The sequence below is a fragment of the Virgisporangium aurantiacum genome (assembly GCF_016863635.1).
GTDB classification, from domain to species: Bacteria; Actinomycetota; Actinomycetes; order Mycobacteriales; family Micromonosporaceae; genus Virgisporangium; species Virgisporangium aurantiacum.
On the sequence record NZ_BOPG01000044.1, the window covers coordinates 220,079 to 242,497 of the forward strand.

Sequence of the window (22,419 nt, forward strand, 5' to 3'; positions counted from 1 at the left end):
CGTGCCGCCAGTTGTGCCACCGCGTGTCGCCGCAGCGCGCGGGGAGGGGGCACAGTCACAGCATGAAGGGTGACGACGACAGCGAAGGGGCGTAGTGAAGCGGTGCGACGAGGTGCTCGGCGCACCGGGCAGCCGGCAAATCGTTTCGGTCGGTGGGTCAGCGTCCCGTCGAGGATGGCGTATCTGGCGCTCACGCCTATCCACGCCGACCGTTGTGGGGCGATCGAGCGTGCCCACGACGGCGCGCTGGCAGCGGCGGCCGAGCAGGCACGTCGCGCGCTTCCCGCGAGTTCACCGTCAAGTGCCGCGAATCGATACCGGGCGGCTCGTTGGCGCCTAACAGACTACGCCGGGCGGTGGACCGGACGGGTTGCAGATGCTCTCTCGGCTACCCCGGTGAGTATCTCGATCTGCAATGCCGCTCCCATGAGTGGTTCCTTTTCGCCACGACGCGATTATCAGGGAGTCTCTTTGCAGGCGACCTCGTTGTTGGCGCCCTGCGCATTGCAGTTGCCGTTGATCACATTACCCGGTTGTGGGTCGGCGCCGGGGGCATCGTAGTAAGTCACCAAGGCGATCACGATGGCAACGCCGCCGAAAATTGCAGCAATCCCCGCCCACCATCCGCTCGCCAACCACGTTACGAACCGCTTCCAGCGGCCTGGGACTGGAACTCCACCTCCAGACGATGCCACGGCTGTCTCCGATCAGCGCTCTGCGGATGTATCAAATCATGGCTACACAGGTCGACCAAGGGACACAAGGTGGATGTCCCTCTATGGCGTTCGGCTGTCCCGTCATACACTACTGGATGATCGTCGTCTCGATGTCGCTCGATTGGTTGCGCTGTCAGCCTCTGAGTGATTCATCCAGCGCTATTTGGGTGGATAGATCTGTCGGGCCGACGATGGGTGCAGATCTTCTGCCAGCGAATAATCAGCCCCGTGAGAATGGGACGAACGGGCGCTCAAGCTGTCTGCATGTCGATGCTAACGCTCGCTCTTTTCGCGTGCGGGTCGCGCGAGCCGCACGCATCGGGGTCGACGCCTGGTCCTGCCTCGTCCACCATCTCGGCCGAGCCACGAACCACAAATGATGGCAAGGCCAGCGCTTCACCGTCCCCGTCGGCTTTGGTCAATGGCGACTGCAATGTCATCGGCGACAACAACCGGCTGGTGTGCATGACGCCACTTCCCCAGTCTCGCGGGAGGGTATCGCTTGCCATCCACAACGTCGTAACCGCGTTCTTCTCCGGAACACCCGATCAGCTTCCGACGCCGCCCAACTATCCGTTGGATGCGGCCCAAGGGCATTGTGACGACTGGAGCGAGTGGCTCACCGGAACAGATGGGATCTATCTCTTCGATCCCTCGGTAGGGCTGACCTTGGAAGCGGGCTCGGATGATCTCGTGGTCATCAAGAGAGTCGACGTCGAGGTCTTCCGCCGAGTCTCCGCTGGATCCGGGACCATCATCAAGTGCTTGTATGGAGGTGGGTCGAACCTGGGCTACAGCATCACGGTCGACACTCTGAAGACCGAAACGCGATTCGAGGCGTTCGACAGCGATGAGACGGGTCGGATGCCTCCGGCCTCTATCAGCCTTGGCAATGCCGGTTCGGAGAGTGCGGACATCGGCATCAGCTCACCCCCGGGAAACCTGTATGAAGGCTCGATCAAGGTCTCGGTCATCATCAACAACAAGCCCGATGTGATCACCATCGGCACTGCACAGCGTCCTTTCCGCTGGCACTCTGGCCTCGTGTCCGGAGCTGACCCAGACGGCCCCAAGTACGATTGGCATCCGCTGCAGGAACGATGGGTGAGGGACTTCGATCCTTTCTCCGTCCGTTAGCGGCACGCGGATTCCTGTAGGAGCGTGCCGCAATGTCTCCTCGGATATGTTCGCCCCGCGCTGACGCGGGCCCAGTTCTTTGATCGGACGAGATTTATGACTCCGCCCCCTGCTCCGTCGACACGATCCGCGTTGCGACGCTTCCTAAGGCTGCCACTGTGGTTTGTCGTCGGCACGGTACTCGCGCTTGTGGGTGCTGTTGCAGCAACCGTAGCGATGTTTGTAGCGGACAGCTCCGGGTCAACGGCGCCGCGCGGGGAAATAGACGGGAACTGCAACGCACAGGGTGCGAAGAACACGGTCACATGCGAGATTGCCCCGACGCCCAGATCAATGGGGTCCGTCACATCGAGTTTCCACATTGCTCCCCACGGATTTCTTGTCTTCGCTGGCGCTCCAGATGAACTGCCCACTCCGCCTGATTACCCGCTGTCGGACACGATGAACCACTGCACCGAATGGGCGGACTGGATCCACGGCGAGAAAAAGATCTACCCAGTGGATCCCTACGTCTCCATCGGCCTGACTACGGGAGCCGATGACATCCTGGCGGTAAGAAATGTCACTGCCAAGGTGTTTCGTCGGACGCTGGCAACCAATGCAACCGCAGTGCAGTGTACGTATGGCGGTGGATTCTCACCGGGTCACCTGGTCGTCGTGGACACCGTTCGGCAGAAGACCCGGTTCCACAGCGATGACGATGAGGAAGACGTCTATCACGAAATGCCACCAGGCACCATAACCCTGCACGGGCTCGATCACGAATCCGCCGAGATTGTCTTCGAGTCGCAGGAGCGTTATCTGTACGAAGGCATGGTCACCATTACAGCCGAAGTAAATGGCGAGCAGCAAATCATAGAGGTTGGTTCCGCCGAGGCCCCCTTGAGGTGGACACTCGGAGGAACCGCCGGACCAGCCGGAGGCGAATTCCTTCAGTCACTAGGCCCGGGATACGATTGGGATCCCACACGACGGACGTGGGTCCAAATTACAGAAGGACTTCCGAGTTGGGTTCCTAGATAGACCCACACCACTTTTCCGGTCACAACCGACCGAAGTTGCGCCGAATCACCTCCTTAGCTATGCGATAGATATTCTTCTCCCGGACAATCCCGCATCTGGGGAGGCCGACGAAGATCACCGTCGTCACCCAAACCGACGACGAACAGGGTGACGGTCGGCATCGCGGCAGCCGGCAATGCATAGGCATCCACACCGGTGCTGCGGCGCTTGATGCGAGGTGGCGCAAAGCGGCGAATATCTGAATCTCGTTCTCGCGAACGAAGCCACCTGGTCCACGTGCGGCCTCTCCTGTCGCAAGTCCCGAAGATGTTCCATCAAATTGGCGACTTATATGTGGACTTCGATGGGCTAATTAAAAGCGACACACTCCGGTTGTGGCAACTCATGCAAGCGCCGCCACTCCAGAGATCAGCCAATCGCCTGCGCTGGCCCGGATGATCGGCTCCTGCGAGGAGGCGAGCAGTCTGCAGTGCCCTCCATCTATTCGCTACGCGATGTGCACTCATTCAGCGCGATCCCCACGAATCGACGATTTAACTCTCGGCGTCGTTGGTGAAGAATCGATGCTCGTGGGATCACGACGCCGCCGCCTGCTGGCATTCGCAACCATCCTCCTATTTGTCATACCCCAACCGGCGTGCTCCTCTGACTCGACAGGAAACCTCGGCGGAGAGCCGGAAAGAACCAACGCTCCTGACGGTTTGGGTGTCGCGGCTAGCCCTCCAGGCAGTCCAGACGGTGCCGCTCCCGTTGCCGGGAACTGCAACGCCATCGGGACCGGCAACAGCGTCTCATGCTCGTTCCCTGCCAGCAACGCCGTTATCAGTGTCCAAGACACCACCGTACGTGCTGTGTGGTTCAACGGCTCTCCCAGCCAACTGCCAACCCCGCCGACCTTCAGCTCACTCGGTTACCCGTGCGGAGACTGGATGGATTGGCTGCGCGGCCGGACGGACATGTATTTCGACGGTCCCGAGATCGACATCACGTTGCAAGGTGACAGCGTCGGCTCAGTCGCGTTGACCAATGTAAATATGACCGTCTTGCGACGCAGCGCCCAATCGACCAGCGGCACGTGGATCAGCTGCTACTACGGCGGCGGCACCAATGCGCCATTTCGTATCGAGGTGAACACCCGAACCAACAAATCCACCGTCGCCAACTACGATGAGGACCACAATCTCGGGCCGGAACGGCCGATGCCGCCAGCCTTCCTATCCCCAGACGGCAACGCGAGCGTCGCCGGCAATGTAGGGGTTAAATCTCTCGATGGCTATCTCTACGAGGGCTACATCACATTTGTGGGTGTAGTGAACGGTAAACCCTGGAACCACACGGTTGGGAGCGACGACCGGCCACTGCGCTGGATATCGTCGACCTCATATGGCGGGACGGACGCTTCTTACATGTGGAATCGTAAGACCAGGAAGTGGACCCTCGGTCACACGCCATATCAGGAATGAACAAGGGGTCGCAGGGGTGCCGGCAATCCGTTGCGCTCCAGAGGCATCCTCCGCGCACTCGCCGGTGTAGCGCGACTCGCCGTTCGGCGGCTACCCAGCTGAATCGTCATCGCCGGGCGATGCCGACAGCATCGCGTTAGTCGGCGCGCTACCGAATCCGTGGCGTACGGCGGAGGGCCGCGCGGCCGGTAGCAAGGCTGTTGGCGAGCGCAGCGCGACCTGCCGATGTATTGGCGGCGTCAGTGTCACCGAATTGACACGGGATGGCGGCCTGGTGTGCGGGGCGAAGCCACTAGGGTCGTTTGGCTGCGCCTGGTTACCGAATGGAGACCACGTGTATCTGGCGGAGTTGGGGTTGGTGGGCTTTCGCGCGTTCACGGACGCCCGTGTCGTGTTTGACCGGGGCGTGACGGTCCTGCTCGGTGAGAACAACGCGGGCAAGTCCGGTGTCGTCGACGCACTGCGGCTGGTCACCGATCCGCTGGATGGCAGGCGATCGTTGTGGGCGGACAGCGACGACATCTGTCGCTGGGGCGACCACGAGGCGTTCACGCTGCGGATGAGCCTGGCAGGTTCATCGACGGAGTTGGCAGCATACAGCGACGCCGTGGTGACGGAGCCTTACGCCGCGGCCGGCCTGTCCGAAGCACGGTATGTGCTGAACTACCAGCCGCCAGGGATCGGAGAAGCCCGGGGACGCGCGACGTGGATAGCCGGGGGAGGTGCGGTTGCCGATGACCCCGACCCCGGAGCGCGTGGGCGCCTGCGGCACGTGTACCTGCCTCCGCTGCGGGACGCGGCGCGCGAGCTCGGCCCGGCCGGAAGTGCGCGGATCCGCGCCATTATCGAGCGCCTCCTCGATGACAAGACCTTCACGGACGCTGACGGGCATCGCCACGACCGGGAACGATTCAAGGCAGAGGTGGGCACGCATCTGCGGGACATCGAGATCCACCCCGTTCTGACCAAAGCCGCCGGTCTAGTGAACAAGCCGCTGTCTGAGTTGACGGGCGGTGCACACGAGCAGGCCACCGACCTGGGCTACGGCCGGGCCGAGTTGGCCAGTCTCGTGCGTGGGTTGCGTATGCGCATGGCCGACGCCGGCGTGGAGCCGCGCGAGTTGGCAGAGTCGGGAATGGGCTACGCCAACCTGGCGTACATCGCGACCGTCCTCACGCACCTGCACGCCGCAGCTCACGCAGATCTCACGGTGCTGCTGGTCGAGGAACCGGAGGCGCATCTGCATCCGCAACTGCAGTCCGTGTTGCTCGACTACCTGACCCGCACGGCGGAGCAGTCGCAGGGCGCGACGGATTCCAGGTGGCTCGGCCGGATACAGGTCGTTGTGACCACGCACGCTCCCCTGCTGGCGGCTCACACGAACGTTGCGAACATCGTCGTGCTCCAGCGGCGGCAGATGCAGGCGGTGGCGATGCCCGAACGGGCGGGCGATGAGGCGTTCGTGCCATCGGCTGCGTCGGCCCCTGTCGCGTACGTGTCGACTGCGATCGCCGTCAGCGAGTTGCGGCTGCTGTCGACCGACCAGGCAAGGGTCAACCGGTACCTCGATGCAACACGCAGCAGCATGCTCTTCGGCCCACGGACCATCCTCGTCGAAGGGATCGCCGAGGCAATCCTGTTGCCCGCCTTGGCCCGGGTACTGTTCGCGGACAATCGGATGTGGATCCGATTCGTCGGGTCCACGATCGTCGCCATCGACGGCGTCGATTTCGCCCCGTATCTGCGTATGCTGCTCACGGCGACTCCCAGCGGTCGCATCGCGCAACGAGTCGCGGTGATTACCGACACCGATCCGGGCAAGCGCGAGGACCCGATCGGCAAGCTGCGTCAACAGATCGTCCGCCTGACGGCGACCGATGTTGCCGAGGTGTTCGCCGCGCCAAGCACCTTGGAGCCGGAGCTGCTGGAGGCGGGAAACGCCGACGCGTTCTGGCCCGCTTGGGCGATGCAACGCCCAACAGGTGGCCGGAAGGTCAAGGCGCTCGTTGATGCCGCTCCCACAGCCGACCAACGCGCCCGGATCGTGATGTCGGCGATGAAGAAGACCAAGCTGCGCAAGGGCGACTTCGCGCAGGACTTCCTGGACCAGGTCGTCGCAGGTCATCACGATCTCCACGTCCCGCCCTACATCAGCAACGCCCTGACCTGGCTGGTGGCGGCGTCGTGACACCGCAGATCGATACCGACCTCGCCGGTCTGCAACGGCATCGACAGGCCGCGATCGCCCAACAGGCCAGCGTCGTGGCGGCGATGGCGCCGCGCATCGTGATCGCCTGCCCCGGCGCCGGCAAGACCCGCGCCATCGTGGAGCGGCATTGCGCGAGTCCCAAAGGCCAGCCGACCGGCCGCGCCGTCGCCTCCTTCACCAAGGTCGCCGCGGCCGAGATCCGACGACGCGCACACCAGCTCGGCCGATCTGATCTGCTGGAGCATCCGCACGCGATCACGACGCTCGACGGGTTCTTCTGGAGATTTCTCGTACGCCCGTTCCTGCCTCGGCCGACCAACAGCAACCCTCGGCCGTTCCGGCGTCTGGAAAGTTGGCGCGACGCCCCTCGCGAACTCCGACAGTTCACCTATCTTCCCGACCCGGGCAACCCGAAGGCGCGCTACGCGTTCGACCTGGCGGAATTCCAGTTCCGGTACGTCGCCGGCGGCCAAGCCCCAGTCGCTACCCTCACCGGGCTCGAACGCGTTGAACGCGGACGCAAGCAACTGACCGATGACCAGATTGCCGCGGTATGCCAGCTCGCCGCGAAACGCCGGACGACACTGGCCAACGACGAGCACATGTTCACCGGCGAAGAGACCCGCCGGGCTGCCTACAACTTCCTCACCACGTACGCGGACCGGCTGGCTGACACGCTGGCGCAGCGGTTCCACGAACTCGTCGTCGACGAGGCGCAGGACTGCTCCGACACCGACGTCGAGCTCCTGCTCAGAGTCTCCGCACTCGGTCTTCCGTTACTGGTCATCGCCGATCCTGACCAGGCCATTTACGGGTTCCGCACCCAGGGTCCCCCCGCGATCACCCGATTGCTCGCCACGGCGGATGTCATCCACCTCCGGGGGAACTGGCGTTCCTCGTCCGTCATCTGCGGTCTGGCAGCCACCATGCGGGCCGAGCCCGATCGGCGCGTCGCGGACACGGCGTTGGCCGACCACCACTGCATCGGACTGCCCGTCCACCTCATCGCCCACGCGAATGGTGCCGAGATCGCCGTGTTCCACGCGCTTGCGACCACGGCCCAGATACCGCCGGCCCAACGTCTCATCCTCGCCCACGCCAGCGCGACGTTGCCGGGCATGCGAAGCGGCAGCCGCCGTCCACCGCCGAATCCATCCCTGGCCCTCGTCTGGGCGGTCGGTATTCTGCGCCAAGCCTCAGCTGATCAGCGCACCCGAGTCTTGGCCGAACAGACACTCCAGACGGCCATCCTTCGCCACTGGTTGCCCGACGCCGATCGTGCCGCCAGCGTAGATCTCCACGACAACCACGGCGTCGACCGCTGGCATCTGCGCCGCCTGGCAGCCCGCGCGCTCCAGGAGCTACCGGACACGTCCACGCCGATGGCAGCTTGGTGCTCGGCTGCCCGCGAGGTGCTCGACATCCTGCCGCCCGCACCAACCGTCGGCACACCGCTCGGTATCAAACTGACGACCCCGAGCGGTGGCGGCAATCGGGCAGCCGGCACGCTCGCCGGGCTGACGAAGGCCAGCTCCGAGGGCGCGGAATGTCGGACAGACACCGTGCACCAAGTCAAGGGCGAGGAGGCCGACGCCGTCCTTGTCCTACTACCCGACGACGAGCGGACGGTCCGGCTGTTGTCCCACTGGACGGCAAGCCACCCGTCCGGACCAGCAACACCGTCCGGCCGGGACAGCGAAGACGCGGCCGAGGCACTCAGAGTGCTGTACGTCGCCGTAACCCGCGCGAAGCGCCTGGTCGCGCTCGCGCTTCCCGAGCAGCACATTCCGGCCGTGAACCAGCACCTGGGCACGTTCGGTGTGCACGTTGAGACCACGAAAAGCTGACCCGGCGATCGACGGCACGACTCGTAGTCGGCGAATCACCTCGACTGTCGCTCGGGCCCGCGCGCGCCGCCACCGTTCCACCCGCATCCTACCGCGCGCTGGCCGATGTAGGCCGCAGCCCGAGACGCGCCTCCGCCGGCGCGTCCGTGACTTGACCGCGCATAACAACCGATCATCCGTGTCAACGGCGCCCGAAAATTGGATCTGGCCCACTTTGGTTGATCGAAGTTGGTCCCTGTCGTAGTGGCTGACTGTCCACTGTGTACTGTGCTGCCGGTGCGATGATCGCTGCGTTGAGACGCTGTTGCCGCAGTTGGCCGGTCAGGTGGGGTGCAGGATCCGTTTGCGGAGCAGGTCGAGGTTGGCGCGGCCGAACATCTGGCGTTTGAGCATTTTGATCCGGTTGACCTGGCCCTCGACGGCGCCGGAACTGTGCGCCAGGGTGAGGCCGTTGCGGACGGCGTCGTAGTCGCGTTTGAGTCCGTTGGCGTAGGAGTGCAGTTCGGGCAGGTCGTCGGCCTCGACCGCGGCGATCCAGGCGTCGAGGCGGTGGCCGTGCCGCCCGGTCAGCATGTCCCCGAACGCGGCCACGTGTCCGACGACCGCGTCCAGGTGGGGGCAGCGGCGGCGGATGTCGCCGAGGTTGTTCTGCTCGTCGGGGTCGAGGTCGGTGAAACGGCGCAGGATCCAGCCGGTGATGGTGCGGACCTTCGGCGGCCGGACCGGTGTCGGCGCCGGGCCGGTGGCGGTGCGGAACGGGCGTAGGTAGCCGCGCAGGGTGGCGTAGGTGCCGGAATAGCCCAAGGCCTTGACCTCGGCGAACAGTTGCGTCGCCGAGGTGCAGCCCTCGCTCCAGCGTTGGTCCAGGTGCGCGGTGAACGGGTCCAGAATGCTGGGCCGGCTCCCGACCCGGGCCGTGGCCAGCAGATCCTCCACGCTGTCGGCGCGGGCGAAGCGGCGCACCGTTTCCCGGGCCAGGCCCAGCTGTCGACCGATCGCTTTGATCCCCACACCGTCGGCGCGTAGAGCCTGGACCTGGTCGTAGCGCTGCCGGGTCCGTTCGACCAGCCGCCCCTGTTCGGCCTGCCGCTGCGCCTCCTGGGCCGCGATCTGCTCCAGATCGGGCGAGGACTCGGACCGGGCCGGTTCGACGGTTGGCTCGGCAGCCGTCTGGTCAGCTGGTTCGGTTGTCGGCACGGTCAGGCATGGGTGGTGGCGGGTCACCACCTTCTCGACGTGTTCGGCCAGGTTGTGCCACAGGTGGAACCGGTCCGCGACCTGGATCGCGTCCGGCGCGCCGGTGCGGGCGCCGTCAAACGGTGAGATCAGCTATTCGAACTGTTGGGATTCCTTTGTTCTGCCTCGGTTCTTTCGCTGGACGATCTCGGCGGCGTAGGTGGTCCAGTCTCCGTTGGAGAGTTGTTGCCATTGGATGGCGGCTTTGATGTGAATGCCGAGCATCCTGGCCAGGATCGCGGCGGGGACCTCGCCGGCGAGCATGAACAGGGCGGTGTTGCGGCCCTGGCGTGGTTGTAGTCCGTGTGCGCGTAGCCGTCGGGTGAGTGCTTCTTCGGTGAGTGGGCGTCCCGGCCATCGTCCGGGGAAGAGCCAGCTGGATGGTGCGTTGATCAGGCCGCTGCCCTGGGTTGGACCGGTGGCGTCGGCGAGTTCGTTGACGAGGCGGTCCAGTGGGGCGGGGAGGACGACGGGTCGGCTGCCCAGGGCGAGCAGGGTCTGACCTTCGGCGTGACGGAGGTGTTGGGTCGTCAGCGTGCTGATGGCGTTGAGTTTCTGTGCGTAGAGCAAGATCAGTAGACCGGCGACCCGGTCAGCGATCGGGTATGTGTCGTCGTGCATGAGCCGTCGCGCGTCGGCCCAGCGCCGGTCCTGGTCGAGTGGCCCGGCTGGGCCGGTCCAGCGCGTCGCCGGAGCGGTGAGCCGGGGTGCGTGGTGGTGGGCGGTGGCCCACCGCACGAAGTTCGCGGATCGGGCTGCGGAGCCAGACGTGCCGGCCAGCCATTGGTCGAGATCTGCTTGGGTGCAGGTGGCCAAGGCCGACCCGCGCGTGTGCAGCCAGTCCAAGAGGGCGGCGGCGTCGGTGACTTGGTGGCGGATGTTGGTGACTTGCTGGTGGGACGCGGGCTGGTCGTCGAGGCGGCCGCGGAGGCGACGCAGATGGTGCCAGATGGCGTAGGCGTGCAGGACGCGTTGGTGCTCCGGAGTCGTGCGCGCAGCGATGGTCTTCCTGATCCACGGTTCGAGCGCGGCGAGCCGCTCGTCGCGGGGTGGCAGCGCGCCGGTGGCGATGAGTATGGAACGGATGTGCGCCAGGGTGCCGTTGGGTGGCATCGCGTCCAACGCCTCATGGGTGATGGCGGGACGCACGAGCGCGACCGTGTGCAGGGTGTCACGGACGCCCGGCTTGTTCAGCCAGTCCAGCGCGTGGTCGGGACGGTCGACGTTGACGAGAGCCTGGCGCAGTCGGTCCAGCTCAGGCGCGATGGTGCCGTCAGCGGTGGTGAAGATCCGGCTGAGGTTTCGGTCCACGCTGCAGCGTGCGCACCTCGCGGTGGTGAGCTGCCACGTGATTCCGCAGACGCCGCAGCGCTTCCAGAACGCCGGATCGGGGTTGACGCAACGGGCGCACAACGGTTCGTCTCGCGTGCCGCCCTTCAACGAGGCGCCGGCGCCGCAACGGGAGCAGACGATCCAGCGCTCGCGGCAGCGGTCACACATCGGTTGGCCGGTGGCGCGCGAGATGGTGCACCGGCCGGTGCGTGCGCAGATGCCGCAGGTGAGTTCGGGCCGTGGCCGGCAGCGGGTGCAGACCGGCCCAGCCTCGGTCATCGCGGCGACGCGGCGCTCGTCCCCGCAACTCGTGCAGGCCTTCCAGCTTCTGGGGTCACGCCACCAGCAGGCCTGACAGATCGGTTGGCCGTTGTCGTTGCGGCGGGCCGGGGGCCGCAGCGTGCCGCACCGACCGCACGGCATGGCCACGGCCTTTCTGGTGCAGCCTGCGCATAGCCGCAGGCCGTCGAACGGCCGGCCGAGCGGACGCTGTTTCCCGCAGCGTGGGCAGAGCGGCGCGACCACGGTCGTGACGCCGGCACGGACCAGGGCGTCGATGAAGCGCAGCACGCCAGGCAGCGTCGCGGCGGCAGCCTGGCCGGTGAGCAGTTCCGGGCGGTCGACTATCTCCTGGGCGATCCGCTGCTGCCCGGCCGGCATCGCCGCCGCTTTGCGGACGGCAGCGACGATCGTGTCCGCCCCGAGCGCGGGCTCGAGCTCGGCAAGGAGTACGAGCAGCGGACCGATCTGCTGCGCGAGCAGGGATCGGTCGATCCTCTTGGTCACCCGGTGATCCTGGCCCGCTTCGGCCGCAACCCGCCCAGGCCGGCCGGGTCAGTTCCACCCGCCGCCTTCTTCGGCCGCGTCCCGGCACCGGCCGCTGGGACCGGCTCGATGAGCTCGTCCATCGAGCAGTCGAGGATGTCCAACAGCGCCATCAGGATCTTCAGACTCAACCGCTCCGGCCGCTCGGTCACCAGCCGGAAGACCTGACTGGAGGACAACGTGATGTTCCGTTCGGCCAGCGGCCGGATCAGGTCCGTGGTCTGGAACATGCCACGGTCGGCCATGATCCGACGCAGATGCCAGTGGTAGTCCAGCCTCTGAACCATCAACGGTCCTTCCCATCCGTGCCGGCCGGCCCCAGGACCGGCGCGAGTGCTTTGCGCAGGGCGGTGTTCATGAAGTCGTCGGACACGTGCGTGTAGATCGCCGTGGAGCTGTCACTCTCGTGTCCGACCTGGACCTGGATGAAGCGCCGATCTACGCCGTCCTCGGTGTTGTGGGTGACATACGAGTGACGCAGACTGTGCGGCGAAAGGGTTCTCGGCAGTCCCAACGCTTCCCGGTAGGACACGAACCTCGCGTTGATCTCCGGTGGCTTGACCCGCCCGCCCCGTTCGGTCACCCACAACGCCGGATGGTCGGCAAACCCGAACCGTGGACGGACGTTCTCGACATAGTCGCTCACCGCCTCCACGGCCCACCCGAACACCGACAGCACGTTGCGCCGCCGGGGCGGTTGCCCGCGCTTGGCTTTGCCATAGCGCACGTGCAGCGACCCGAACCGCCCGAACTGCGGAGCAGCCGGATTTCGGCCCCAGTCCACGATGTCGAGCTTCGACGTCTCGGTGCGGCGCAGCCCCCAGCCATACATCACCTTGAACAAGGTCGCGTCTCGATAGGCCGCCAACGCGCCCTTGCGCTTCCCTCGGAGCGCGCGGTCGACCTGGTCGTCTGCGTAGTCCAGAAACCGTTGCAGTTCCTTGCGGGTGAGCGGACGCCCTTCCGGGTCTCCTTCGTAGGCTTGAAGATGAGCGATCGAATTCCACTCGTGCACGATCGCCACGGGGTGCTCGCCCGGACCGAACTCCTCCTCACACGCCACCGCCCAGCCATACCGGCCGTCACAGAGAAACTCGCTGAAGATCCGCAGCGTCCCTTGGTAAGCGCGGACAGTCGCCGGCGCCAGATGCCGTTCCCCAGTCAGTGAAAGCGACCACTCGTCCACATGCGCGGGCGTCCACCGCCACGGGTACTCGTTCGTGAACACCTGGAACTGACGTACCAGCCGCTCCCGTTCGGCGATCGTCTCCTCCCGAAGGCCCCGCGCAGTCTGCTGCGCCCGCCAACCCCGCAACATCGCCTCTACCATCGCGTCCTCCGGACGCAGCTGGATCACGCCCGACACCAACTCGAGGTGCGCTGCACCCGCCAAGTCGACCCGCCGCAACCGACCCTCCCCACGCCCGGATAGCGGGCAGATCATGCATCAGATGGGATCGATGTGCCAAACGCGCAGGCCAACGCCATGCCCAATCGTCCGGCACGGTAGGGTCCACACCCCGTCCGCACCAACCCACCAGCGACTCTCTCGCCCGTCTGATGCAATTCCCGAGGGTTGGCGTAGGCGCCTGCCCGGTCACGGCAGATCACCTCGACTCCGGGGTGCGCCTGTAGCCACGCGGCCAGCGTGCTGGCCTCCCGATCGGGCAGGATGTCGACCGGCTGGTGGGTGTCCATGTCGATGAGGACCGTGCCGTAGACGTGGCCTCGGCGGATCGCGAAATCGTCAACCCCGAGCACCCGCACCACCGCCTGCGGTCGCTCGGGAAGCCGGCGGACCAGCCGCAGGACCGTGTTCCGACTGATCAGCAGACCCAGCCGGCCCGCCATCCGCGCCCCCGCCCGGCCTGCCAGGGCCAGCCCGATCGCCTCCAGCGCGTCCCGCAGGCCGCCGCTGTGACGCGCGTACGGCACCGTCAGGCCCGCGACCTGCTCAGCGAACCGGCGCACCCGGCACGCCTGGTCCTGGCAGACGAATACCCGCACCCGCAGCACGAGCACCACCTGCCGACCACCGACGGCCAGGTCAGCCAGGCGGCGCCGGTAGCGGCGGTGCACCCGCCGGCTACGACTCCCACACCCCGGACACGACCCCTCGCCGGCCTTCGGGCTCACCCAGATCCGCAGCTCAACCGCACCGCTCTCGACCCGTTCGACGGTCACGTCGGCCAACTGCGGCAACAGCGTCTCAACGCAGCGATCATCGCACCGGCAGCACAGTACACAGTGGACAGTCAGCCACTACGACAGGGACCAACTTCGATCAACCAAAGTGGGCCAGATCCAGTTTTCACGCGTCGTCGACAATCCGATCGGGTGATGCCGCAGCGCCAGACTCGATCCTGGTTCACCTTCCGGCCAGTACGGCCGCACCACCCAGCGGCGGCCCGCACGTGCACGGTCGTAAGGTCTCTTCGTGACCATTCCTGGTAGCGCTCGGACCACGTCAGCCGTCGTCACGACCATGTACCGGACGATGGCTTCGGACGCTGCTGACGCGGATCGTCCAGCGCTTGGACCGCTGGATCTCGGCTGTCGGGTAAGAACACCCGGCAGCCCGCCACCGTACGACGTCCGGCCAGATCCCACCGGCATGGTTGGCACGCGCGTCAAACCAGAGGGCATGAGCGCGTTCGACGACCCCTGGCAGATGCCTCCGAACCTCAAGCCCCACAGCCTCGGCGGCAACAGCGACCGCCCGGTATGGAACATGCCAGTCCCGAAGCTGCCACCGTCGCTGGACTTCGTCCAGTCCGGCAGATCCCATGGTGTCGTCGCGCCGATGGAACCCGTGCACATCGACGACTACCTGGAGGCGATCGCCAGCACCCGAGTGAGCTGGAGCGTCAGCCATGTCTAGCCCACTGCCCCTCATCCCAAACGCGTTGGACTCGCTCGACCGACGCCTTCAAGATCGGGATGACATCGAGGGGATCCTGCAGATTCTGCGGATCTTGCAACGGCTCGGGCTCAGCCGTGAAGACCTCCAAGTGCGTCTGGAACGCACCCGTGCCGTCAACGACACCCAGCAGCGAGACCAGGTTGTCGAGGACAACTGCCTCCTCGCGTTGGACATCGTCCTCGGCTACGCCGGCGACATCTCGTTGCGCTGGGACGCGCGAGAGACAGCCCGACTGCTGATCCCACGGTGCTTGTCCGACGAGCAACTCCACGACGCGATCAGCCTCGCCCTCGCTCGCAGCGACATGCTGCCGCCACGCCGCAATGTCGTTCCTGTCGAGAACATCCAGACAGAACTGGGTCCCGTCCTGTCCGAGCGGCTTCGCAACTTCGAGCTGGCGCCGCAGCCGGCCAGCTTCTTCCGCGTACCCAAGGATCGCTTCGTCACCCGCCCAGCGGCACTGCTCGCACCCAACGACCGCGTGTGCTTCGAGGCACTCGCCGACATGATCGCACCGGTATTCGACAGCGCCGCCCCGTCCAACGTGATCTGGCCACGGACCCGGCAACACGTCGAGCACAGCTCGTTCGCTCAACGACCAGTGGACTGGGACTACCCCTACATCGTCAGCGCCGACATCGAGCGCTTCTACGAGAACGTCGACCACGGACGCCTCGCGCTCGTCCTCGCCGGCGAACTGCGAGCCAACAGCGTCTTCACCAGAACCGTCGAAGCGCTTCTTGATTCCGTCATGTCAACCAACACCGGCCTGCCACAGGGGCCACCGGCGAGCGAAATCTTCGCATCGTGCTACCTGCTGCTGATCGACAAACACCTGATACAGCAGGGCATCGACTACGTGCGCTATATGGACGACTACAGATTCGGTGCGCACTCAGTACTCGACGCGCGCATCAAGCTGGAAGCGCTTGAATCGATGCTGCGTGATCTTGGCCTCAGCCTCAACGCCAGCAAGACCTGGCCGTACAAGGCCGAGACATACCGGGGATTCGTCGACGCCGGCCCGAGCGCGAGGGAACAATCACTTCAGCGTTGGTTTGACTCCATGGTGGAGCACCGTGTTCGTGAGGCCGACAACGCCGGCGAACTCGAAGGTGAACTGCGGTCCCTCGGTGTGGAAGACCAGGAAGTGTGGGACGCGCTCTACCACGGCACGATGTCGCTGGAAGAGATCATCGAAGATCTCCGTGGACGGCTGGACCAGGCTCGGGCGAACTCATTCGCAGCGCTCATCCCCTTCGAGGCGGCCAGACTTCGGCAGAAGATCGTCCGCAGGGACGAAGAGGACAGTCAGTCAAACCTCAACCATGCCTTCATCTATCTTGCCAGCGCCGAGGTGTGGATCGACTGGGCCGATGTCCGGGAGGTCATGCTGTGGTATCCCGCGCTCGCCCGCACCGTCGCCGCATATCTGACGGCCCTGGCTGCCAGGTACGAGGGTGACGTTCGAGCCGCGTTGGCCGACTGGCTCAGTCCGCAGTTCGACACCGACTGGGTACAGTGCTGGGCTTGTTCTGTAGCTGAAGCCTCAGCCGGCCTTGTCGACGACACCATTGCCGCGCGACTGGTAGCTCTGTGTGCTGCTGGCGCGTCCGTTCCCCTGACGGCCGCCGAAGCTACGAGAGCACTGGCCGCGGCCCACCGCCTGGACCGAGCGTCATGGGAGTCTGCCCACAGCACACCGGCCGTCGAGTCTGAGCTCTACTTGGACACGAAGGCGAGTCCATCCGGGTACCCGTGGCTGTCCGACTCCGCGGGTGGACCGCCCACACTGGGCGAGGTCGCCGATACCGACCAAACGGACAGCTAGTGTTCTGGCCGGACCTCACCCTGGTTACCCGAGGGATATGGACAGAACTTCTGGCCAGGCGCTTGGCAGGCTCGACAGCCGAACTAGCTGGGTGACGGGTGACAGGGCGTGGATGGCGTGATGGTCGAGGTCACACCGGGCCGACGTGCGCCGGGCCGAAGTCGCCTGGCGTGGCGAAGGAGGCGGTGGCGTCGTCGTCGTTGAGGTGCAGGCCGACGATGAGCGTGTCACACAGCACGCCGCAGGGGTGCGTCCGAGTCACGCACGATCTGAGGGACTGCGTCCAGAATTGGCCAACCTGGTCGCGGGTCGGTCCGCCAGCGTCGTCGTCGACTCGCAGGAACAAGTTCGTCGCGGCGGCGACGAAGTTGGCGGGCCTCCTCGGCGATTTGCATGACCCGCCGGGACACCATCGCGCTGGCGAGCTTGTCGGCTTCGAAGTCGGCCAGGTACTTGTCGATCGCCGCGTCCTTTCGTCGCCAGCAGCCCGGCGATGGTGGCAAGTTCATGCTCGGTAGCGGTGCGGGGTGCCGCGGTAGGCGACGCGGGCGGCGGCGACCTCGACGCGGCCCGCGGCACGACACTCGACGACCCGGCACCGCGACACCGCCGAACAACTCGGTTACGTCATGACAGCAACACACGACCTTCGACAGACGCCTGTGCCACCAACATACCCAGGGCCAGACGAGCCACTACGGGAACCACGACCGCGGAGCTGACCGGCGCGCCCGCGACGACGAAGACCTCCTTGCCGATCATGACCGCGTCGCCGACGTGCCCGGCGAGATTGACCGCTACTGGCTGCGACGTCCAACCCGACTCGGTGGCGATCAAAGCCGCCTGGAGATGGCGATCCCAGCCGGTCACCAGAACCCAGGTCTCGTTGAGGCGGACGAGTCCGTGGGGCCGCCCGACAGGTGTGACGATCCAGCTGAACTCGCCATTAGCGACATCGACGACGCAGCTGTTGCCGTTACCGAGCACCAGGAAAGTGTGCCCGCGCATCCAACACGCGTTCGCACAACTCGCGGCCGGCAACTGGCACGAATACCGCTGGTCGGTGCCCAGGCTGGAGCCTGGAGCCACGAGGTGCCCGGGTTGGGTGCCGGGCCAGCCGGTCGTGCTGCGATCCAACAGCCACGGGGCTCCGTCGATTCCAAACACGATCATCGGCGTACACGCGTAGCCGCCCGCGGCGACGTTGACCATGTCCGTGCCGCGCCGCATCACACCGCAGCGTCGCGCTACGAGCAGCGATCCAGCGTCCTCGACGAACGCGTTGCCCTCGCAGTCGGTCAACTCCAGACGGCGCCGTAGCCGAGACCGGAGACAATCGAATTCGACCACGCCGTCCTCGACGGTGATCAGCAGTCGACCGCCATGCGACGCGAGGCCCTTCAGCTCGGCACCGTATGCCAGCACGTCTGCGTCCAGGGCGTTCGGCGCCGCAACCGCCGCTGGGGTGAACCCCTCCGGCACTCCGAGAGCGACGGGCACCTCGACCGGGCGCCGCGGACGCAGCAGCGCGTCCAGCGCGGCATGCTCGTGGCCGAAGACAGATATCGACCGGTTCGCCGCCGAGATCAGCACCTGGGCTGAGATCACACCGGCGAGCAGCGCCTCGATGTGGACGCGATCGAACAAAATGACATCCCTGGCAACCGCGGCACGACGCAAGGCGCTGTCATTGAACCCGGACCAGGACACCAGGATGCCCATGCTGCCGGGACGCCGCTCACTGAGCACGTCGTGGAGCTTGCGGACCGGATCAGCGTCGATCGGCTCTGCTTCCCACTTCGCCTCCAGCAGATACCAGGTGCCGTCGTAGGCGAACGCAACGTCGACCTCACCACGCGGACCGCGCGCGTCAGCCTCGGCGTCAACGCCGTCCCGTTGCAGCACGTCGGCGATCAGCTGATTGAAACGCATCCCCCGCACCGACGTCGACATGCCACCGGCAAGCGCACGCAGGTCCGCGTACCGCTGAACCAGGCCGAGATCGGTGCCCACCTCGTTGAAGCGCATCCTCGAATTATCCGGCCTACCGTGCACGGACTACCGCCGACGTGCCCGCGACGGCCGGTGATGATGGCGGCCGGCGCGTGCCCCCATCTCCGGCACCGCGGACCCCTGCAGGCGCAGCCGCCAGCCGCCGGCCGACTGTTGTGCTATTGGCGATCTCTCGCGGCGCGGTAGACGCCTGAGATCACGTTATGAATGGTCTCGATCATCTCAACGGCGCTGTCGATCGGAATGATCGTATCGACACGACCATGCACAGCGGTGTTCCGCAGCGCGTAGGCTCTTTTCAAACTCGTGGCGGCCTGGGGCGTCAGGAGACCCTTTTGGGTTGCCTCTCGGATCAGGTTCGCCGGCGTGGTGTCTGTCGACGCGTCGAGACAGCGACACAAGGCTGCCTCTAGCGTCGACCAGGTCCAGGCCACGGTCGCAGGCACCAGTTCCGGGCGCGCGAACGCCTGAGTGGTCAGGTCCCGTGCCGTTCGTAGGCGTTCTGCGATGCTGTCAGGTACGGCCGTGGAGACCTGCCACCCCCGAACATAGCGTTGTAGCGATGGGTGGTCAGTGAGTGCTGGCTGCTGCACTGCGAGTTTCGCGAGGTTTGCCTTGTGGGCCAGTCGAAGGGCGGTTCGGGGTCGAAGATCGACGGCATCGAGCAATTCCAGGACGAATTGGCGAACGATGTCTCGTTGTGCTGCGGGCAGGTTCAGGGCTTCCGTAATCAGGCCATCGATCAGCTGGTCTGCGCCGTCGTCCCTGAGTTGGTGGGCGATCTGCACGGTGAGTTTCCCGACGCTGTTCCACTCTGGACTGCCGAGGCGTGGCGCAAGTTCCTGGGCCACCTCTGCGGCGTGGTAGACGGTTCGAGCGAGATGATTGGCGGCGCAGAACTCCATGAACGTCTGATGGACGAACCCGTACGCCTCGTCGCCGTCGGCGGTATGCCCGCGGTGGACGACGACTGCGGCACGTTGTTGCAGGAAGTCCAGCTCCAGCCTGGCCGCCTGCTCTGCGTTGTCTCGATCGTGGGTCCGCTCGCGCAGGAACTCGGCCACCACCTTGAGCAGGGTCGTGCGGGAGATCGTCCAGTCGTCTGCGGCGTGGCTCAGTATCCAGAACGCGAGATGGCCAAGCGTCGACGTGTCCACCGCATTTGGATTGCGAGAGACCTTGATCCCCCGGCTTGCGTCCCAGTCGAGCCTGCTCTGCCAATACGCCTGATATAGCTCCACTCTGGAACGGGGAAGGTGGCCCAGGCGCCGGTAGCAGTCACACAGAAGGGACAACTGCAGGGGGTTTGATCGAAGCTCACTGATGGAGTCGCTCTCCTCCATGAAACGAGCGACCATCTGATCGACGTCATCGGGTAGTACGTCAAGAGCGTGGAGAAACCACCTGCGTGCGTACTGTTGGATCTCCGCTTCATCGAGGTCGGCGAGACCAAGCGCATCGAAACGCGCCGGATCTAATGGGTGTTGCTCGTATCCCACCGGACGAGAGGTGACAAGGATGTTGGCGCGCGGATAGTCGTCCGCGAGTAGATCAATCACCGACGAGACCAGCGCGCGATGGCTCGGCAATGGGACCTCGTCAAGTCCATCGAGCAAGATCAACGCGTTCCCGGCGGCCAGTTGGCGTTCAACGAATCCATGGGGAGGTTGGACCTGATACAGGGTTTCGAGCCGATGCTCGATGAACCCGACCACTGAACGCGCCAGCGGAATCTCGGCCGCAAAGTCGCGTATGGGAACGAGGAACGGCACCGGAAGACCGTCATGAACGGCGTGGCGATGGGCAAGCATCGTGAAGAGGGTGCTCTTGCCGCTACCTGGGCCGGCGAGGAGGACAGCCCGGCGGTTCGTGGCATCCAGTCGCCAGGTGTCCGTAGTCGCGCTCAGACGCTCATCGCCGGACCGGTCGATCGTGAAGATCCGCTGGGGGACGTAAAGGTCGACGATGTCTGCTCGACTGTATTGCGGCCACGGCAGGGTACAGACTCGATGCCGCTGTGCGGCCCGCTGGCGATACCGGACGAGGAACGCGAGATCGTCCCGCTCGGGCGCGGTCGGGGGTGGCGACGCCGTCGTGGCGGCGGACCACAGGGCACGGAATCGGTCCTCGTCTCCTGCGAGTTGCTGCACGAGACTGGCCACAATTGGCCACGACGGGGTCCGCCGGCCGGCGAGCGCTTCTGAGACGGTGGTGTGGCTGACCGTACCGATCTGCTTGGCGAGCGTGCGGGCGCTGGGGGCGCCGATCTGAGAGTGAAGCTCGCGGAGGGCAGCCGCCAGTGCGTGTGCACGATCAGCCTCGTCGCCGCTGATCGTCATGATTCCCCTCTGTTGCGCTGCGTAGTGTCCGCTTGCTACCCTCGCTGGCACATTGATCTTACAGCAGCATCTGCCAGTGCTCAAGGCGGGTCAGCTCGGATCTCATGATCACGTCGACGGTCACGGAGAGGCCACGTGTCGAGTCACGACAAATTTACGGCGAGCGATGGGCAGGACTATCAGATCCTGCCAATCGACCTTGGGCACGGCGGGTTCGGTGCGGTGTCCGCAGGCCAACGGGCCGACGGCGCGGAGGTGGCGATCAAACGCGTTGTAGGCGCCGCAACTCGTGGCCGCGCGGGCGAACGCGAGCTGGACATTGCCCTGAAGATCGGTCGGGAGCCGGTTGCGTTCCTGCTTGCGCCGTACGCCTGGGCGCAGCAGGGGGACGACCTCCTGCTGGTCATGCCGCGAGCGCACCGGAACCTGAGGGAGCACCTGGCCCTGCACCCGGACGGTCTGAGCGACGACGAGCAGCTGGCAGTGCTGCACGACGCAACCCGCGGTTTGGTCGAGCTTTCCGCTCTCGGAGTGGTGCATCGCGACTTCAAGCCCGCAAACCTCCTGCTCTATGCGGATCATTGGTGCACCGCCGATTTCGGGATCAGCCGTGACCTGGACGTGCGGACCGCGACCGTGACGTTCCAGCACGCCGGAACCTGGCCGTACATCGCGCCGGAACGCTGGCGGGGTCAGCCGGCGAGCCACAAGAGCGACTTGTACGCACTCGGCTGCGTCGCATACGAGGTGTGTACGGGCCGGCAGCTCTTCGTCGGAACCCAGGACGAGATTCAGGCCCAGCATCTGCACGCCGCGATCCCGGCATTGCCAGTTGCTCCACCGCTGGCGCGATGGGTTCTGCGTCTGCTCGACAAGGATCCGGCTCGGCGCCCCCAGAGCGCCAGCGCCGCGTTGGCCGCGTTGCCGAGCGGACACCGTTCCGGGGGCGGATTGGCAACCGCCGCGCTGGCCTTCCAGGAACGTCAACATGCACGGGCGGTCGCCGATGCACACCTGACCAGCCTCGCGGTTGAGCGGGCGAACGCCCGACGCCAGAGCCTCGCGGACCTGGCCGACCTGTGCGCGAGTGCCGCTGAGGAGGCCCGAGCAGAAGTACCAGACGTGAAATGGGAAGACGACGGTCACGCACATCGCTTCGAGGTCGACACGGTGCGCCTGGTGCTTACGTTGTGGCTGCGCGAACCACCCCTCGCCGCCGGCGAGCCACTGATCGTCGCGGGCGAGGTGCTGGCGTTCGTACACGGACAACGGCGGCGCCTGGGCAACATCGTGTGCGAGCGCGTCGGCGAGCAGCAGGTCTGGTATCTCGACGCGTTTGTGGCGCACGCGCTGACCAGACGGCAAGAACAACCCCAGGGGTTCGCCGAGGACGCCTTCTTCGCCGAGCGCCCGCAGATCGAGGCAGGCGGCATCCACACCTGGACACGCCGACGTACGCCCCTGACGGCGGATGTCATCGTTGAGCTGCTGGCCGCAACGATTCGGGAGGCAGCACGCGGATGAA

General features: G+C 65.5%; 16 protein-coding genes. 7 read left to right on the top strand and 9 right to left on the bottom strand.

The annotated features are described in order from the left end of the window. Positions 1-458: 458 nt before the first annotated feature. A complete protein-coding gene (locus Vau01_RS33030) occupies positions 459-635 on the bottom strand; it encodes a hypothetical protein (protein ID WP_204000796.1) in 177 nt (58 codons plus the stop codon). A gap of 345 nt (positions 636-980) precedes the next feature. Between Vau01_RS33030 and Vau01_RS33035 the strand changes: the two genes are divergently transcribed. Beyond that, positions 981-1,853 carry a hypothetical protein gene (locus tag Vau01_RS33035; RefSeq protein WP_204000798.1) on the top strand — a complete coding sequence of 291 codons (873 nt, stop codon included), beginning with the start codon at positions 981-983 and terminating at the stop codon, positions 1,851-1,853. 636 nt (positions 1,854-2,489) lie between these two features. On the opposite strand, the gene Vau01_RS33040 is transcribed toward Vau01_RS33035, so the two are convergent. Beyond that, positions 2,490-2,705 (bottom strand): hypothetical protein, encoded by a 216-nt coding sequence (locus Vau01_RS33040; RefSeq protein WP_204000800.1) that lies wholly within the window; start codon positions 2,703-2,705, stop codon positions 2,490-2,492. A 1,100-nt stretch (positions 2,706-3,805) separates the two neighbouring features. Between Vau01_RS33040 and Vau01_RS33045 the strand changes: the two genes are divergently transcribed. The 3 genes from Vau01_RS33045 (at position 3,806) to Vau01_RS33055 (ending at position 8,395) form a co-directional block, all read left to right on the top strand. After that, on the top strand, positions 3,806-4,339 hold the full coding sequence (locus Vau01_RS33045) for a hypothetical protein (protein WP_204000802.1): 534 nt from the start codon (positions 3,806-3,808) through the stop codon (positions 4,337-4,339). A 334-nt stretch (positions 4,340-4,673) separates the two neighbouring features. After that, the gene (locus Vau01_RS33050) at positions 4,674-6,527 is read left to right on the top strand and encodes an ATP-dependent nuclease (RefSeq protein ID WP_204000804.1); all 1,854 of its coding nucleotides are present in this window, start codon (positions 4,674-4,676) and stop codon (positions 6,525-6,527) included. Beyond that, positions 6,524-8,395 carry a UvrD-helicase domain-containing protein gene (locus Vau01_RS33055; RefSeq protein ID WP_204000806.1) on the top strand — a complete coding sequence of 624 codons (1,872 nt, stop codon included), beginning with the start codon at positions 6,524-6,526 and terminating at the stop codon, positions 8,393-8,395. The genes Vau01_RS33050 and Vau01_RS33055 overlap by 4 nt, the downstream gene beginning before the upstream one ends. A 321-nt stretch (positions 8,396-8,716) precedes the next feature. On the opposite strand, the gene Vau01_RS33060 is transcribed toward Vau01_RS33055, so the two are convergent. The 5 genes from Vau01_RS33060 to Vau01_RS33080 all read right to left on the bottom strand — a co-directional run bounded on the left by Vau01_RS33060 (position 8,717) and on the right by Vau01_RS33080 (position 13,972). Continuing rightward, on the bottom strand, positions 8,717-9,622 hold the full coding sequence (locus Vau01_RS33060; RefSeq protein ID WP_444546046.1) for a transposase: 906 nt from the start codon (positions 9,620-9,622) through the stop codon (positions 8,717-8,719). A 102-nt stretch (positions 9,623-9,724) separates the two neighbouring features. Then, positions 9,725-11,749, bottom strand: coding sequence for a hypothetical protein (locus Vau01_RS33065; RefSeq protein WP_204000811.1), 2,025 nt, complete (start codon positions 11,747-11,749; stop codon positions 9,725-9,727). Beyond that, positions 11,746-12,075, bottom strand: a complete 330-nt coding sequence (locus Vau01_RS33070) for a helix-turn-helix domain-containing protein (RefSeq protein WP_204000813.1) — start codon at positions 12,073-12,075, stop codon at positions 11,746-11,748. Before Vau01_RS33070 ends, Vau01_RS33065 begins: the two co-directional genes overlap by 4 nt. Further along, positions 12,075-13,145, bottom strand: a complete 1,071-nt coding sequence (locus tag Vau01_RS33075) for a tyrosine-type recombinase/integrase (protein ID WP_308440497.1) — start codon at positions 13,143-13,145, stop codon at positions 12,075-12,077. Before Vau01_RS33075 ends, Vau01_RS33070 begins: the two co-directional genes overlap by 1 nt. An 83-nt stretch (positions 13,146-13,228) precedes the next feature. After that, the gene (locus Vau01_RS33080; RefSeq protein ID WP_308440499.1) at positions 13,229-13,972 is read right to left on the bottom strand and encodes an ISL3 family transposase; all 744 of its coding nucleotides are present in this window, start codon (positions 13,970-13,972) and stop codon (positions 13,229-13,231) included. A gap of 460 nt (positions 13,973-14,432) precedes the next feature. Here Vau01_RS33080 and Vau01_RS33085 point away from each other — a divergent pair, with 460 nt between their 5' ends. Together Vau01_RS33085 and Vau01_RS33090 are read left to right on the top strand one after the other, a co-directional pair. Continuing rightward, positions 14,433-14,669, top strand: a complete 237-nt coding sequence (locus tag Vau01_RS33085; RefSeq protein WP_204000817.1) for a hypothetical protein — start codon at positions 14,433-14,435, stop codon at positions 14,667-14,669. 25 nt (positions 14,670-14,694) lie between these two features. Then, positions 14,695-16,542 (top strand): RNA-directed DNA polymerase, encoded by a 1,848-nt coding sequence (locus Vau01_RS33090; protein ID WP_204000819.1) that lies wholly within the window; start codon positions 14,695-14,697, stop codon positions 16,540-16,542. Between the two features lie 627 nt (positions 16,543-17,169). On the opposite strand, the gene Vau01_RS33095 is transcribed toward Vau01_RS33090, so the two are convergent. Beyond that, a complete protein-coding gene (locus tag Vau01_RS33095) occupies positions 17,170-18,570 on the bottom strand; it encodes a restriction endonuclease (protein ID WP_204000821.1) in 1,401 nt (466 codons plus the stop codon). A 143-nt stretch (positions 18,571-18,713) separates the two neighbouring features. Further along, entirely contained in the window at positions 18,714-20,894 is a 2,181-nt protein-coding gene (locus Vau01_RS33100) for an NACHT domain-containing protein (protein WP_204000823.1), read from the bottom strand. A 135-nt stretch (positions 20,895-21,029) separates the two neighbouring features. Between Vau01_RS33100 and Vau01_RS33105 the strand changes: the two genes are divergently transcribed. Continuing rightward, positions 21,030-22,418 (top strand): serine/threonine-protein kinase, encoded by a 1,389-nt coding sequence (locus tag Vau01_RS33105; RefSeq protein ID WP_204000825.1) that lies wholly within the window; start codon positions 21,030-21,032, stop codon positions 22,416-22,418. The last annotated feature ends 1 nt before the right edge of the window (position 22,419 follow it).

What these genes read in the sequence shown, in the direction of transcription:
- Vau01_RS33035 (WP_204000798.1), top strand. Translation starts at nt 981, where the DNA reads ATGTCGATGCTAACGCTCGCTCTTTTCGCGTGCGGGTCGCGCGAGCCG.
- Vau01_RS33045 (WP_204000802.1), top strand. Translation starts at nt 3,806, where the DNA reads ATGGATTGGCTGCGCGGCCGGACGGACATGTATTTCGACGGTCCCGAG.
- Vau01_RS33070 (WP_204000813.1), bottom strand. Translation starts at nt 12,075, where the DNA reads ATGGTTCAGAGGCTGGACTACCACTGGCATCTGCGTCGGATCATGGCC.
- Vau01_RS33085 (WP_204000817.1), top strand. Translation starts at nt 14,433, where the DNA reads ATGAGCGCGTTCGACGACCCCTGGCAGATGCCTCCGAACCTCAAGCCC.
- Vau01_RS33095 (WP_204000821.1), bottom strand. Translation starts at nt 18,570, where the DNA reads ATGCGCTTCAACGAGGTGGGCACCGATCTCGGCCTGGTTCAGCGGTAC.
- Vau01_RS33100 (WP_204000823.1), bottom strand. Translation starts at nt 20,894, where the DNA reads ATGACGATCAGCGGCGACGAGGCTGATCGTGCACACGCACTGGCGGCT.